This window comes from Thiobacter subterraneus, from assembly GCF_055379455.1.
Genome location: NZ_AP042402.1, coordinates 53,364 through 67,500 on the forward strand (window position 1 = coordinate 53,364; position 14,137 = coordinate 67,500).

General features: G+C 63.2%; 13 protein-coding genes (1 of these 13 running past the window's edge). 7 read left to right on the forward strand and 6 right to left on the reverse strand.

Annotated elements, in window-relative coordinates; translation table 11 throughout:
- The first annotated feature begins 10 nt into the window (after nt 1-10).
- The 7 genes from nrdD to ACZ42P_RS00305 all read left to right on the forward strand — a co-directional run bounded on the left by nrdD (nt 11) and on the right by ACZ42P_RS00305 (nt 6,374).
- Entirely contained in the window at nt 11-199 is a 189-nt protein-coding gene (gene nrdD, locus ACZ42P_RS00275) for an anaerobic ribonucleoside-triphosphate reductase (protein WP_464898120.1), read from the forward strand.
- Nucleotides 196-891, forward strand: coding sequence for an anaerobic ribonucleoside-triphosphate reductase activating protein (locus tag ACZ42P_RS00280; protein WP_464898121.1), 696 nt, complete (start codon nt 196-198; stop codon nt 889-891). Before nrdD ends, ACZ42P_RS00280 begins: the two co-directional genes overlap by 4 nt.
- A gap of 95 nt (nt 892-986) precedes the next feature.
- Nucleotides 987-1,955 carry a tRNA modification radical SAM protein MnmL/YtqA gene (gene mnmL / locus ACZ42P_RS00285; RefSeq protein ID WP_464898122.1) on the forward strand — a complete coding sequence of 323 codons (969 nt, stop codon included), beginning with the start codon at nt 987-989 and terminating at the stop codon, nt 1,953-1,955.
- Nucleotides 1,942-2,958, forward strand: a complete 1,017-nt coding sequence (gene ubiU, locus ACZ42P_RS00290; protein WP_464898123.1) for a ubiquinone anaerobic biosynthesis protein UbiU — start codon at nt 1,942-1,944, stop codon at nt 2,956-2,958. The genes mnmL and ubiU overlap by 14 nt, the downstream gene beginning before the upstream one ends.
- A gap of 5 nt (nt 2,959-2,963) precedes the next feature.
- Complete coding sequence (gene ubiV, locus ACZ42P_RS00295) at nt 2,964-3,863, forward strand: ubiquinone anaerobic biosynthesis protein UbiV (protein WP_464898124.1); 900 nt, start codon at nt 2,964-2,966, stop codon at nt 3,861-3,863.
- 163 nt (nt 3,864-4,026) lie between these two features.
- The gene (ubiT, locus tag ACZ42P_RS00300) at nt 4,027-4,467 is read left to right on the forward strand and encodes a ubiquinone anaerobic biosynthesis accessory factor UbiT (protein WP_464898125.1); all 441 of its coding nucleotides are present in this window, start codon (nt 4,027-4,029) and stop codon (nt 4,465-4,467) included.
- Nucleotides 4,468-4,481: 14 nt separating this feature from the next.
- Entirely contained in the window at nt 4,482-6,374 is a 1,893-nt protein-coding gene (locus ACZ42P_RS00305) for a B12-binding domain-containing radical SAM protein (protein WP_464898126.1), read from the forward strand.
- A gap of 36 nt (nt 6,375-6,410) precedes the next feature.
- Here the strand turns inward: ACZ42P_RS00305 and ACZ42P_RS00310 are convergent, their stop codons facing one another.
- The 6 genes from ACZ42P_RS00310 to sat all read right to left on the reverse strand — a co-directional run.
- The gene (locus ACZ42P_RS00310; protein WP_464898127.1) at nt 6,411-8,540 is read right to left on the reverse strand and encodes a nitric oxide reductase activation protein NorD; all 2,130 of its coding nucleotides are present in this window, start codon (nt 8,538-8,540) and stop codon (nt 6,411-6,413) included.
- A gap of 96 nt (nt 8,541-8,636) precedes the next feature.
- The gene (locus tag ACZ42P_RS00315; protein WP_464898128.1) at nt 8,637-9,449 is read right to left on the reverse strand and encodes an AAA family ATPase; all 813 of its coding nucleotides are present in this window, start codon (nt 9,447-9,449) and stop codon (nt 8,637-8,639) included.
- 2 nt (nt 9,450-9,451) lie between these two features.
- Entirely contained in the window at nt 9,452-10,372 is a 921-nt protein-coding gene (locus ACZ42P_RS00320) for a YkgJ family cysteine cluster protein (RefSeq protein WP_464898129.1), read from the reverse strand.
- 179 nt (nt 10,373-10,551) lie between these two features.
- Nucleotides 10,552-12,573, reverse strand: a complete 2,022-nt coding sequence (aprA, locus tag ACZ42P_RS00325; protein ID WP_464898130.1) for an adenylyl-sulfate reductase subunit alpha — start codon at nt 12,571-12,573, stop codon at nt 10,552-10,554.
- Nucleotides 12,574-12,648: 75 nt separating this feature from the next.
- A complete protein-coding gene (aprB, locus tag ACZ42P_RS00330; protein WP_464898131.1) occupies nt 12,649-13,119 on the reverse strand; it encodes an adenylyl-sulfate reductase subunit beta in 471 nt (156 codons plus the stop codon).
- Between the two features lie 71 nt (nt 13,120-13,190).
- Nucleotides 13,191-14,137, reverse strand: partial view of a sulfate adenylyltransferase gene (sat, locus tag ACZ42P_RS00335; RefSeq protein ID WP_464898132.1) — the 3' portion only. The gene runs 262 nt beyond the window's last position; the window shows 947 of its 1,209 coding nt (coding positions 263-1,209); the start codon falls outside the window, past its right edge; it ends in the stop codon at nt 13,191-13,193.

Consider the following 14,137-nt stretch of genomic DNA (forward strand, 5'->3'; position numbering starts at 1 on the left):
AGGAAAACGAATGGCTCGACATGAAGATCCTGGTGAGCAGTGCGAAATCATCCTGCGTGAGGAGGAACGCCAACGCTGCGAGGTCTGGACGCGTGTCATGGGCTATCACCGGCCCGTGGCCTCGTTCAACATCGGCAAACAGGGAGAACATAGGGAACGCAAGTTCTTCCGTGAGGAACGGGTGCCGCCTCTGACATGACCCTTGCCGTCGGCGGCCTGGTCCGCTTTTCCACCTGTGACTATCCGGGGCACCTGGCGGCAGTTGTGTTTTGCCAGGGCTGCCCCTGGCGCTGCCGGTATTGTCACAACCCTCACCTGTTGCCGGTGAACGGTGCGCCGCCGCTGACATGGGAGGACGTCTGCGCCTTTCTCGAAACACGCCGGGGCCTGCTGGACGCGGTCGTCTTCAGCGGCGGCGAGCCGCTGCTTCAGTCCGGTCTGCCGGCTGCGGTGCGCGAGGTGCGCGCCCTCGGCTTTCGCGTGGGGCTGCATACGGCGGGGATTTATCCGGGTCGCCTGGCCCGACTTGTGCCATGGCTGGATTGGGTCGGCCTGGACGTGAAGGCCGGGTTCGCGGACTATGAGCGCATTACGGGTGTGGCGGATAGCGGGAAGCGGGCGCGCGCCAGTGTGGAATTGCTGCTCGCGAGCGGTGTTGCCCATGAGTTGCGTACCACCATCCATCCCGCTCTCATGCATCCCGCGGCCCTCCTGGAGTTGGGAGAACAATTGGCCGCAATGGGAGTATCCCGTTATTTCGTGCAGGCGTTCCGGCCAACCGGGGTGCGGGATTCCCAGCTGACAGGGCAACCGGTGGACTACCAGGCTTGGACAGAAGTACTGGACACCCTGGCCGGCCGTTTCCGCCATTTCGGCTTTCGCCCGGCGTAGCGAGGTTTGGCTGGATATCTGCCGGCTCGGGCGTAAAACAAGATATGAGGATCGCAAACACGGTAAACTGTGACCGGGGACGGGGGCCATTGGACATGGGACCGGCAATCGGCACGGCCTTGCATGAACGGGTGCACACCTTCGGCCAATACCTGCTTCGGCGCTTTGGCGAGCCGGTGCACAAGATCGCCCTGGATGCCGGTTTCACCTGCCCCAATCGCGACGGCAGCAAGGGGCGTGGTGGCTGTACCTTTTGCAACAATGCTTCGTTCAGTCCCAATGGGCGGCAACGGATCGCCGACCTGGAGGCCCAGCTGGAACGGGGCCGGCAGGCCGTGGCATCGGTGACAGGGGCCCGGAAATTCATTGCCTATTTCCAGGCCTACACCAATACCTATGGCGACGTGGAGGAACTGGATGCCCTGTACCGGCGCGCCCTGCGGCATTCCGACGTGGTGGGTATTTCCGTCGGGACCCGGCCGGACTGTGTGTCACCGGAAGTGATCGCCCTGCTTGCGGGTTATCGTGCCGCCGGCTGGGAGGTCTGGCTGGAGCTTGGCCTGCAGTCCGCATTCGATGCCACGCTGGCGCGAGTCAACCGCGGCCACGGCCTTGCCGAGTACCAGGCCACTGTCACCACCGCCCGCGCGGCGGGGATTCCCGTCTGTACGCATTTGATCCTCGGCCTGCCCGGGGAGGGCGAAACGCACTTTCAGGCGACACTCGATGTCGTGCTGGATCTTGGTGTGGACGGTCTCAAGCTGCATCCCCTGCACGTGGTGCGAGGGACCCGGCTGGCCCATGAATGGCGCCGCGGGGAGTACCAGCCCATGGGGCTGGGGGATTATGTCCGATGCGCCTGCGACCTTATTGAGCGCACGCCGTCGTCAGTCATCTTTCACCGGCTCACGGGCGTGGCCGGCCCGGACATCCTGCTCGCGCCCGACTGGTGTGGCCAGAAGTGGCCGGTACTCAACGCCATTGCACGTGAACTGAGTCGGCGGGGAACCTTCCAGGGGGCCCGCGCGACGGGGAGCAGGGAGTCTGTCCATGGATGGCATTGAACGCAGGTTGGAACTGGTATGCCCGGCGGGCAGCCTGCCGGCTCTCAAGAAGGCCGTGGACGGCGGCGCGGATTGTATTTATCTGGGCTTTCGCGATGAAACAAATGCGCGCAACTTCCCCGGTCTGAACTTCGATGCCGACAGTGCGCGGGAGGGCTTGAGCTATGCGCACCAAAGGGGCGTGAAGGTGTTTGCCGCGATCAACAGCTTTCCCCAGTCCCATGGCTGGGCGCGCTGGCAGCAAGCCGTGGATGTCGCAGCGGAACTTGGATTCGACGCAGTCATTCTCGCCGATGTCGGTCTGCTGGACTATGCGGCCCGTAATCACCCTGGGCTACGCCTGCATCTCTCGGTACAGGCTTCCGCCACCAACTATGAGGCGATCAATTTCTACCACGAGCATTTCGGCATCCGGCGCGCGGTTTTGCCGCGCGTGTTGTCGATGGCGCAGGTGGAACACGTGGTGAAGCACACACCCGTTGAGATCGAGCTGTTCGGCTTCGGCGGGCTGTGCGTCATGGTGGAGGGCCGCTGCATACTGTCTTCCTACGTCACAGGAGAGTCACCCAACACCCGCGGCGTGTGTTCACCGGCCAAGGCGGTGCGCTGGCAGCAGACCGCCATGGGGTTGGAGTCACGGCTGAACGGCGTGCTGGTGGACCGCTACGGCGAGGGCGAGCACGCCGGCTATCCCACCCTGTGCAAGGGGCGCTTCGAGGTGGGCGGCGAAACCTACTATGCAATCGAGGAACCCGCCAGCCTGAACGCCATGGAACTGCTGCCCGAGATGCTGCGCATCGGCATCCGGGCAGTGAAAATCGAAGGCCGTCAGCGGAGCCCGGCGTACGTGGAACAGGTCACGCGCGTGTGGCGTCAGGCTATCGACATCTGTTCCCGTGCGCCCCGGGATTTCAGTGTCGCGCCGGCGTGGTCGGCGGCCTTGGCCAACGTCGCAGAAGGTCGGCAGCACACGCTGGGAGCTTATCACCGGCCTTGGAAATGAAACCCATGAAACTGGCATTGGGCCCCATACTTTATTACTGGGAGCGGGACAAGGTTTTCGATTTTTACCGGCGCATCGCCCGGGCAGCGGTCGATATTGTCTATTTGGGCGAAGTCGTGTGCTCACGGCGTCACATGCTGCGCGTGGGCGATTGGCTCGATTTGGCCGGGGAGCTGGCCCACGCAGGCAAGGAGGTGGTGCTATCGACCCAGGCGCTGCTGGAATCGGAATCGGACCTGAAGACCCTGCGCAAGCTGGTGGCCAACGGTCACTTTCTGGTCGAGGCCAACGACATGGGGGCCATCCGTCTGCTCAACGGAGCAGGTCCCTTCATCATCGGGCCTCACATCAATGTCTACAATTCGCCTACCCTGGATTATCTGGCGCGGCTGGGGGCGCGGCGCTGGGTGGCCCCGCTGGAGATGTCCCGGGCGACGCTGGCAGCCATCCAGGCGCGACGTGCGGCCCAGGTGGAAATCGAGGTATTTGCCTATGGGCGCATGCCACTGGCGTTTTCCGCCCGCTGTTTCACGGCGCGGCATTACAACCTGCCCAAGGATGATTGCCAGTTCCGTTGCCTCGATCATCCGGATGGGCTGACTCTGCGTACCCGCGAGGGACAACCTTTCCTCGTGCTGAATGGCATCCAGACCCAGTCCGCAGACGTGTGCAATCTGCTCGCGGAGTTGCCTGACATGCGCGCGGTCGGCGTCGATGTGGTGCGTATCAGTCCCCAGGCTCATCACACGGAACAGATCATCGACCTGTTTCGACGTTGTCTGGAAGGGACATTGGAGCCGGTGGTGGCGGCGGGGGAGGCGGCACGTTTGATGCCCGGCAACGGCTGCGATGGCTTCTGGCATGGCACGGCAGGGATGGCCCGGGTTGGAGCGGCACGGTCATGATGGCGCGCCGGCCTGCCGTCGCCCGGTTCGACAGCGGCATCCAAATGCTCGCCGCTAACCGGGCCCTCGACGGGGAACTGCTGCGCCGGCATGGGCGAAACCTCCCCGGTCAGGCACGAGTGTCTCGTGACTGCCAGAGTGTCGAAAACCAGGAGGGATCGAAATGAAATTTCGGCCGCCGGCCTTTCCCGCGCCGCTCGCCAGGCTGCTGGCAGCGCTGCCACAATACCCCCATGGGGTCGCATTCACCACCCTGCTCAACCTGGTGTTGGCGGACCATGTCCGACCGCGGGATTTGCAGCCGCTGCACGGCAAGCACGTATGTATCAGCGTGATCGACATCGGCATCGAGTTTCATTTCAGCGTGACGCCGAGCGCCTTCGTGGCGCGCCGTCGCGCGCCGCGGCCGGACTTGAACATCAAAGCGGCGGCCCGCGATTTCCTGCTTCTCGGGCTGCGTCGGGTGGACCCGGACACACTGTTTTTCAGCCGGCGGCTCGTCATGGAAGGGGATACTGAGCTGGGCCTCTTCGTGAAGAACACGCTGGATGCACTGGAGTGGCCGGTGCTGGAAGTGTTCCGACGGGAGCCGGCCGCCAGGTGAGGAAGGGCATTCCCATGCGCCTGTTGTTGATCAATCCGAAATACCCGGAAAGCTTCTGGAGCTTCAAGTGGGCGGTGGATCGCATTCTGCCAGGCAAACGGGCGATCAATCCGCCGCTCGGGCTCGCCACGCTGGCCGCCTTGTGCCCACCCCACTGGGAGGTGGAGATCGTGGATGAGAACGTGGAGCCGTTGCCGCTCGCGCCCGAAGCCGACCTGATCGGTGTGTGCGGCATGGGCGTGCAGTTCGCGCGACAGAGCGAGCTGCTGCGCTTCTATCGCGGCCAGGGCTATCCGGTGGTGGCGGGCGGCAGCTACGCCTCACTCTGCCCGGAACGCTACGCGGACCTGGCGGACTGCGTCGTTGCCGGCGAGGCCGAGTACGTCTGGCCGGAATTTTGCCGTGACTGGGACGCGGGCGCCGCGCGGCCGCTCTACCGCGAGACCGGAAATGTGGACATGGCGCACACGCCGACGCCGCGTTTCGACCTGCTCAAACTCGACAAATACTCGACCGTCACCCTGCAGTTCTCCCGCGGTTGTCCCTACCGCTGCGAGTTCTGCGACATCATCGTCATGTTCGGGCGCAAGCCGCGCTGCAAAAGCCTGGAGCAGGTGGGACGCGAACTGGACGAGCTGCGGCGGCGCGAGGTGCGCAATGTGTTTTTCGTGGACGACAACCTGATCGGCAACAAGGCCCTGGCGAAGAGTCTGTTGCGCTATCTGATCGAGTACCAGCGGCGCTACCACTATGAATTTCGCTTCGGCACCGAGGCTTCTCTGAATCTGGCCCAGGATTCCGAGCTGCTGCAGCTGTTCCGCGACGCGAAGTTTTCCTGGGTGTTCATTGGGCTGGAATCGCCGGACCCGCAAAGTCTGAAGGAAACCCGCAAGACCCAGAACCTGCAGGAGGACATGCTCACCTCCATCCGCCGTATCTATGCTTACGGCATCGATGTGCTTGCCGGTTTCATCATCGGCTTCGACAGCGATACCCTGGACAGCTTCGACCGGCAGTATGAATTCATCACCGAGGCCGGCATCCAGGTGGCCATGGTGGGGCTGCTCAGCGCGCTGCCGAAGACGCCACTGTATCAGCGCCTGGAAAGGGAGGGCCGACTCATCCCCGGTGCCGACGGCACGGACAACACCAAACTTGGCACCAATTTCCTGCCCAAGCGCATGGACTACGACGCCATGGTCCGCGCATACAAGACTCTGTACCGGCGCCTTGTCGCGGATGAGGCGATTGCCACCCGCATCTGCAACAAGATGCGTTATATGAGTTCGCCGGTCTATCAGGGCGAATACACCTTCCTGCAACAACTTGGCATCGTCGGCAGACTGCTGGGCAAAGGCATACTTGCCGGCGGCGTGCCGCGGTTGTATCAATTTCTGCGCAGCGTTCCGTGGTTTGCGCCCAGCAAATGGCCGCTGGTGATCGTGGACTGGATCGCGGGCTTGGCGATGCGTGACTATGTGGAGCGTCATTTCGTGGCAGGAGAAATGACGACGCCGGCCATGGTGGAGCGCTGGCTGCGTCGCGCCCGGGCCAGACTCGGGCGCTATCTGCGGGAGGGACGGCTGGCCCTGGCCTGGGAGTGGAAGGACGCTGCGCCCAATCTCACCGTGTCGCTGCAGGGATGGCTGGATGGGCGGTTCTTCCGTCGCGCCGGGCGCCAGATCGAGCAGCTGCTGAAGCACACCTCCACTATCGTGACGCTGCGCATCGAAGCATTGCAGGGCAGCCAGCTCCGTGATCTCGACCGCCTGCTCCGGCGCTTGGCGCGTCATGGCGATCGGGTGTCCGTTGCGGTGGACAAAAAGCTCGGACGCCTGGTGTCGATCGATTCATCGGTATTCCATGTTATTTTGGGTGAGGCGTCCACCCGGGCGTCGCCCCGTTAACCGCCGACGATTTGCCCGACGGCGGGACGGGTCAGGTCAGGTCGTCAGGCGCCGGTAGATGTCCGCCACCTTGAGGGGCAGCTTGCGCACATCGTCAATGATGGCGTAGTGCGCGGCGCCGTACATGTGAGGCAGGTAGTCGCGTGCTTCCTGGTCGATGGTGATGCAGAAGGAATGGATGCCGGCGCGCTTGGCCTCGATCAAGGCCTGGCGCGTGTCCTCGATGCCGTACTGGCCACGATAGACGTCGAAGTAGTCGTCGGGCTTGCCGTCCGAGAGGGTGATCAGCAGCTTGGTGCGGGCCTCGACGCGGCTCAGCAGACGGGTAAGGTGGCGGATGGCGAAACCCATGCGCGTGTAGTCCTGGGGCCGGATGCCGCTGATGCGTGCCTTGACCAGGTCACTGTAGGGCTCGTCGATTTCCTTGATGCGGTAGAGTTCGCACCGCTTGCGCGTCTGTCCCGAGAAGCCGTAGATGCCGTAACGGTCCCCCAGGGTTTCCAGTGCCTCACACAGCAGGATCAGGGCTTCGCGTTCGGCATCGTTGATCCAGCCGCGGGTGGACCCGCTCATGTCCACCATGAACATGACGGCGATGTTGCGTTCCGCGCGGTGCATGCGGGTGAACAGCCGGTCCGACATTTCCCGGCCGTCGCGGGCATCGGCCAGGGCTTCCACCAGGGCGTCGATATCCACCTCGTCGCCATAGGGCTGGCGCTTGTAGAGCCGGTTCTCGTCGCGCATGGCCTCGAAGCTGCGGCGCAGATGTTTCACCACGCCGCTGTAGCGCGCCAGCGTGTCGCGCACGAAGTCGTCGTACACCGGCGTGACTTCCTTTTCCCGCATCACACACCAGTTCCTGCGGTAGTGCTGCCGGCCGAAATCCCATTCGTCGTAAAGAGTGGCGCCGATCTCGTGGTAGGGCCCCTGCCACACGTCATTGGGATCCGGCTTCTGCTCCTGGTAAAGACCGGGATCGTACTCGCCGGGGCCTGCCGGCGTGAGGTATTCATCCGGGATGCTGCCGAGATCGAGCTGGATCGAGGTGAGCAGGGCCCTCACGTCCTCCGGGGGAGGCAGGGGCACACCATCGAGGGTGAGTTCCATTTCCACCGTGCCCGAGACCGCGTCCTCTTTCTGGCGAAGCTCGAAGCGCGGGCGTGGCTTGCCGGGGGCATCCGCGGCAGGAGGCGGGTGGCCATGTTCCTCGGCCAGCTCGGCGAGCTTGACGCGCAGCAGCGCCTTCTCCCGTTCGATGCGTGCCGCCAGGCATTTCGCCACGGCCTCCGGGCGGATCTCGCCTGCGTAACAGAAGCGGGGCGGGTTTGGCTGCCGCAGGGCCTCGGGCAGCAGGCGCAGGCTGTCTTCCACCGTCGCCTGGTCATCGGCAAGCATTTGCGTGAAGGTCTGCCATGCCGGTGCGAGGGTGTCCTGGTTTGCCAATGTCCGGAGACGCTGCATGTCCCGGTAGAGGCCGGGCAGCTCACGCCGGATGCGCGCCTCCAGCCGGAGGGTTTCCAGCGTGGTAAACACCCTGAGGGCCTGTTCCGGATCGGGATAGGCGGCAAGGGCTGCCACCAGATCGCTGCGAAAGCTGCCAAAGCGGGTCTGGGCCCAGAGCAGCGTCACCATGGCCTTGGCAAGCCGGAAATTGTCCTCCGCCGTCTCCATCTCTGCGATGACGTTGGGCAGAAAAATGGTCTCGCTGTCCGTGTACGCGGCGTCGCCCTGGGCCAGGTTCAGCTTGCGGCCTGACAGACCCCGCAGGAAATTGAGCAGAACGCCACCGATGTCCTCGAACAGGGCGCCCGCCACGCGGGCATGACGCTGGGCGGCGAAACTGTCGACGCCCTCGATCACCAGCAGGGCGGCACGCAGCCCACTCTTGTCGTAGGTGTCCATGGCGTGCAGGGCCCAGGCCTCGATCATGCGCCAATCCATGCGTGCCAGCAGCGCGGGGGCGCGCCGCGCGAACTGGTAGGCAATCTCGATGTTGGTGGTGGCGATGCGCCGGATCCAGTCCAGCAGGAACACCTGTTCCGCGCGGGGGCGCCGGGCGATGTCAGCCGCCAGATCTTCCACCCGGTAGAAGGTGAACTCCACATCCAGCCATTTCTCCAGGGAGGGCAGGATGTCTTCCAGGGTGAGGCTGGCCTGGCGGGACATGGGGTTCAGCACCGTGGCAGGAAAACGCTCAAACTATCAGTGGGGGGCTGCGAGCATGGGTTTGGGCGCCGTGCCTCCGTGTCCCCGGGTGGATGATCAGAAGATGGAGGAGGAAAGCTCCTGCACCGCGGCGAGCATTTCGGCATCGTCGGTGATCGCCTCGGCGATTGCCGTGCGGCAGGCGGTGATTGGGGCGATGCCCGCGGCGATCAGCTTGCCGGCATGGACCAGCAGGCGTGTACTCGCCCCTTCTTCGAGCCCGCTGCCCTTCAGGTTGCGGGTCATGTGCGCGAACTTGACCAGCTTTTCCGCGGTGGCGGCATCCACGCCGGACTCCGTCGCCACGATCTTGCGTTCCAGCTCCGGCGCCGGATAGTTGAACTCCAGCGCGACGAAGCGCTGGCGCGTGCTCTGCTTGAGGTCCTTGAGCACGCTCTGGTAGCCGGGGTTGTAGGAGACGGCAAGGCAGAAGCGGTCATCGGCTTCCACCAATAGGCCAAGCTTTTCCATGGGCAGGGTACGCCGGTCGTCGGCCAGGGGATGGATCACGACCATGGTGTCCTTGCGTGCCTCGACGATTTCGTCCAGGTAGCAGATGGCTCCCGTGCGCACCGCCCGGGTGAGGGGGCCGTCCACCCAGGTGGTCTCGCCTCCCTTCACCAGGAAGCGCCCGACCAGGTCCGAGGCGGTCAGGTCGTCGTGACAGGAAACCGTAATCAGCGGCCGTTTCAGCCGCCAGGCCATGTACTCCATGAAGCGGGTCTTGCCGCAGCCGGTCGGACCTTTGAGGAGGACCGGCAGCTTGTTGTGGTAGGCCGCTTCGAAGACCGCGACTTCTTCGCCGGTGGGCTCGTAGTAGGGTTCGGCTTCGATGTAATAGGCCTCGGTGTCCAGCGTGCGCGCATTCATGTTCAGTCCGAGGCGTGCTTGTACTTGTCTTCCAGTTCTTCCACCGGGACGGTCTCCAGCGGCCCGATCTTCTCCACGATCTGGTCCAGGATCCGTTCCCGTTCCCGCTTGCGGGCCAGGCGTTTTTCCAGGGCGTCGGGCCGGATGGGAATGCTCATCTCGTTGAACATGACCTGGCGCAACAGGCGATAGCCGAACTGCATCAGGGCGATGTCATCGGTCTTGATTTTTTCCCGGGTCTCCGGCTCGACCTCATAGAGATCGTTGAACTGCTCGGAGGTGGCAAATTCCCGGAACTGGTCCAGGTCGTAGCAGGTCATGAAGAACATCTGCAGGCTGCGCTTGCTGGGCTTGCCCACCGTCGGACCGGCGGATTTCTTCTTCAGGATGAGCTGCCGCCAGCCCCGGCTCAGTTCGTCGTATTCCTCCAGGCCCTGTTCCTTGCGGTATTCCGCGATGGTGAGCTGGCGATTCTCCTGATGGCCCAGGCAGTGGCTCTCCTTGATGATGGCATAGGCCTCGCGGTCGAAGTTTTCGCCCTGGCGCCGGATGGAGAGCAGGCCCACGGGATAGTAACGGCAGGCAGTGGGCCGGTCCTCGTACACGCTGCAGCCTTCCTCGGTCATGAAGCGGCAGGCCGTGCCGCCCTCCACCGGCTTGAGTTTGACGCCGGCGATGCCGTCCTTCTCCATTTCATAGGGGAAGGTATAGGCCTTCAGGAACTCACCGGAGGTCATGTTGAGCCGCTTCTTCAGACGCAGAATGTCATAAGGCGTGAGGGAGATGTCGATGTTCTTGCAGCAGGCATTGAAGCAGGCAATGCCCTTGTGGCAGCGGAACTGGATCACCGTCTCCGGCTGCAGCAGCTGCGGCACGACCGGGCTTTGGGGAAAGGGCGAATCCTTGACTTCGAAATCTTCCATGGCACTACCTCTCGTGGGCTGCAAAGGGAGGGGTCCGTACGCAGACGGACCCGAAAACACATTCATAACATGCCTCGGCCACGGGCAAAAGCATGCCGTGAATAGTGTTTTGTCGCGCCGAAAGAAAACCGGGCGCCTTGCGGCGCCCGGCTTCCGATGCCCGGCTGTCTGCCGACCGCTTAGTGGGCTGCGGTCTTGAACAGCTTGGACTTGTCAACCAGATCGTAGTGCTGACGCTTGAACACCGTCCACTTCTTGGTGTTCTTGTCATAGACCGAGTTGACGAAGCACTTCCAGTTCTTCTCGTCGATGAAGTTCTTGTCGGCGCGGTAGTAGAAGCCCGGGTAACGGGTTTCCTCACGGAACTGGATATGCTTCATGTGGGCTTCCGCGGTCAGGATGCGGTGGTAGTTCTCCCAGGCACGCAGCAGCTCGTGCAGGTCCTTGGCACGCATCTTTTCCGCGTCTTCCTTCAGCATCTCCAGCTTCTCTTCCGCCACCTTGAGCATGTGCTCGTTGGTGGTGTAGTAGGTGGCCACACCCGCCACATACTCGTCCATGATCTTCTGCAGACGGAACTGGAGCATCTTCGGCGTGATGTAGTGCGGGTTCACGTCGATGGCGGTGGTGTAGTCCTTGTACTGCAGGAAGTTGCGCACCGGCTTGTAGATCTCCTCCACCAGCTGCTCAACCGGGGTGTCGAGCTCCGGCTTGAGATCCTTGTGGTCGATGCAGTACTTCACCATGGCCTTGGCGGCGATGCGGCCTTCCGCGTGGGAACCGGAGGAGAACTTGTGGCCGGAGGCCCCCACACCGTCGCCTGCGGTGAACAGACCCTTGACCGTGGTCATGGAGCGATAACCCCAGTGCCAGCCCTGCGGCAGGTGCGCCGGGATCTTGTCCTTCTCGGGATGATCCTCGGTGGTCGGCGCGCCGACATCCTCGGGGCCCGACACCCAGATCCCGCAGCAGCCGGAGTGGGAGCCGAGCAGGTAGGGCTCGGTGGGCATGAGCTCGGAGTTCTTCTTGTCCGGCTCGATGTTCTCGCCCACCCAGATGCCGCACTGGCCGACGCACATGTCGAGGAAGTCTTCCCAGGCTTCCGCCTCCAGGTGTTTCACCTCACGCGGCGACAGGGTTTCCTTGAGCTTCGCCAGCGCGGTCACCGTGTCCATGTAGATGGGGCCACGGCCTTCCTTCATCTCCTTGAGCATGAGGTGGTTGCGCAGGCAGGAAGCGGGCACGGCGGCCTGGCCATAGGGCGGGTAATCGTTCAGGAGATCCTTGTTCTTCTCCATGTAGACCTCGCCCAGGGCGTTCACGGCCTTGGCCTTGAACAGCAGGAACCAGGCACCCACCGGGCCGTAGCCGTCCTTGAAGCGGGCGGGCACGAAGCGGTTTTCCATCATGGTGAGCTCGGCGCCGGCTTCCGCGGCCATGGCATAGGTGGAACCGGCATTCCACACCGGGTACCAGGCACGGCCGGTACCTTCACCCACCGAGCGCGGGCGGAAGATGTTCACGCAGCCACCTGCGGCCAGCAGGATCGCCTTGGCCTTGTACACGTAGACCTTGTGCTCGCGCACGGAGAAACCCACCGCGCCGGCGATGCGGTTCTTGTCATTCTTGTCGTTGACCAGCTTGACGATGAACACGCGCTCCTGGATGCGGTCCATGCCCAAGGCCTTCTTGGCGGCCTCTGCCACGATCCACTTGTAGGATTCGCCGTTGATCATGATCTGCCACTTGCCGGAGCGCACCGGCTTGCCGCCATCCTTGAGGGCGGGCAGACCCTTGGAGCCGTCGTGGCGCTCGCCATTCTCGTCCAGCTTCCAGATGGGCAGGCCCCACTCTTCGAACAGGTGCACCGACTCGTCCACATGGCGGCCCAGGTCGTAGGCCAGATCGTCGCGGGTGATGCCCATCAGGTCGTTGGACACCATGCGCGCGTAGTCGGCCGGATCCTGCTCCGGGCCGATGTAGGTGTTGATCGCGGACAGACCCTGGGCCACCGCACCGGAACGGTCCAGCGCCGCCTTGTCCACCAGCTTGATCTTGAGGTCAATGCCCAGTTCCGCCTTGGCGGCTTCCGCCCAGCGCACGACTTCATAGGCGGCGCCGCAGCAGGCCATGCCGCCACCAATCAGGAGGATGTCCACTTCCTCCTGTACGACTTCGGGATTGCCAAATTCACCAGCCATTGTTCAGTCTCCTTGCTGCGGTTCAGCGTGGCGCGCGGCCCGCTCCCTCCCGCAAGTTGATGTCAAACCATTTACTTACTGCTTGCGAATCAGTTCAGACGGGTTGCCCGCACGGAACCCACCCACCGAAACGAAGAAGCCGGGCTTCGTGATGTCGGCCAGCTTCGGCAGAGGCTTGCCGCCGTAGGGATCGATCGAGCCTTCCGGCGTGGTGCGGATGGGGAACTTGAAGCGCTTCAGGGTGCCGTTGCGGAACTTGATGGTCCACATGATGGAGTCGGTACCACGCAGGGGCTGCACGGAACCGCCGAGAGGAACGATATCCGCGTAGTGACGCACCTCGATCGCCTGCTGCGGGCAGATCTTCACGCAGGAGTAGCACTCCCAGCACTGCTCCGGTTCCTGGTTGAAGGCCTTCATGGCATGGCCGGTCTCGGAGCCATCCTTGTCGAGCTTCATCAAGTCGTGCGGGCAGATGTACATGCAAGCGGTCTTGTCCTGACCCTTGCACCCATCACATTTGTCGGTGCGAACATAGGTTGGCATTTTGTTCCTCCAGTTGATGCGACACAGTTGAAAAAGGCCGGTTGTTGCGAGTGCCGGCCAGACCCTTGAAACTACTTGGCAGAGTGCCCCTTGAGCTCGACCTTGACGTTTTCCTCGGCGCTCAGGCTGGCGTAGTAGCGCTTGAGCACCTGCGCCACTTCGGGACGGGAGAACTCGACCGGCAGATCCTTGCCCTCCGAAAGCATGGCCCGCACCTTGGTCCCGGACAGCAGGATACGATCGTCCTTGGAATGGGGGCAGGTGCGCATGGAGGCCATGCCGCCGCACTTGTTGCACCAGAACGTCCAGTCGATTTTGAGTGGCTGGGTTTCCAACGAGCCGGGCGGGATCTCGTCGAAGATTTTTTGCGCGTCAAACGGCCCGTAGTAGTCGCCCACGCCGGCATGGTCACGACCGACGATCAGGTGGGAGCAACCGTAGTTCTGACGGAACAGGGCATGCAACAGCGCTTCGCGCGGGCCGGCATAGCGCATGTCCAGGGGATAGCCGGCCTGGATCACGGTGTTGGGCACGAAATAGTTGTCGATCAGGACCTTGATTGCTTCCGTGCGTACTTCCGCCGGGATGTCGCCGGGTTTGAGTTTGCCCAGCAGGGAATGGATCAGCACGCCGTCCATCGTTTCCACGGCGATCTTGGCCAGATACTCGTGGGAGCGGTGCATGGGGTTGCGTGTCTGGAAGGCGGCGATGCGCGTCCAGCCGAGTTCCTGGAACTTGGCGCGGGTCTCGGCGGGCGTCAGGAACTGCTCACCGTAGCGGGCCTTGAAGCCGCCGTCCGAAAGCACCTTGACCGGACCGGCGAGGTTGTATTTGCCCTGGGCCATCACCATCTTGACCCCGGGGTGCTCCAGGTCCGTGGTCTTGTAGACCATCATGCACTCGTGGGCCTTGTCGATGGTGTACTTGTCGGTCACCTTCATGGTGCCCATGATCTCGCCGCTCTCGCCATCGACCAGGGCGACCTCGTCGCCTTCCTTGACGTCCTCGTCGTCCGTCG

What these genes read in the sequence shown, in the direction of transcription:
- ACZ42P_RS00305 (WP_464898126.1), top strand. Translation starts at nt 4,482, where the DNA reads ATGCGCCTGTTGTTGATCAATCCGAAATACCCGGAAAGCTTCTGGAGC.
- ACZ42P_RS00320 (WP_464898129.1), bottom strand. Translation starts at nt 10,372, where the DNA reads ATGGAAGATTTCGAAGTCAAGGATTCGCCCTTTCCCCAAAGCCCGGTC.
- ACZ42P_RS00315 (WP_464898128.1), bottom strand. Translation starts at nt 9,449, where the DNA reads ATGAATGCGCGCACGCTGGACACCGAGGCCTATTACATCGAAGCCGAA.
- aprA (WP_464898130.1), bottom strand. Translation starts at nt 12,573, where the DNA reads ATGGCTGGTGAATTTGGCAATCCCGAAGTCGTACAGGAGGAAGTGGAC.
- ubiV (WP_464898124.1), top strand. Translation starts at nt 2,964, where the DNA reads ATGAAACTGGCATTGGGCCCCATACTTTATTACTGGGAGCGGGACAAG.
- ubiU (WP_464898123.1), top strand. Translation starts at nt 1,942, where the DNA reads ATGGATGGCATTGAACGCAGGTTGGAACTGGTATGCCCGGCGGGCAGC.
- nrdD (WP_464898120.1), top strand. Translation starts at nt 11, where the DNA reads ATGGCTCGACATGAAGATCCTGGTGAGCAGTGCGAAATCATCCTGCGT.
- ACZ42P_RS00280 (WP_464898121.1), top strand. Translation starts at nt 196, where the DNA reads ATGACCCTTGCCGTCGGCGGCCTGGTCCGCTTTTCCACCTGTGACTAT.
- ubiT (WP_464898125.1), top strand. Translation starts at nt 4,027, where the DNA reads ATGAAATTTCGGCCGCCGGCCTTTCCCGCGCCGCTCGCCAGGCTGCTG.
- mnmL (WP_464898122.1), top strand. Translation starts at nt 987, where the DNA reads ATGGGACCGGCAATCGGCACGGCCTTGCATGAACGGGTGCACACCTTC.
- ACZ42P_RS00310 (WP_464898127.1), bottom strand. Translation starts at nt 8,540, where the DNA reads ATGTCCCGCCAGGCCAGCCTCACCCTGGAAGACATCCTGCCCTCCCTG.
- aprB (WP_464898131.1), bottom strand. Translation starts at nt 13,119, where the DNA reads ATGCCAACCTATGTTCGCACCGACAAATGTGATGGGTGCAAGGGTCAG.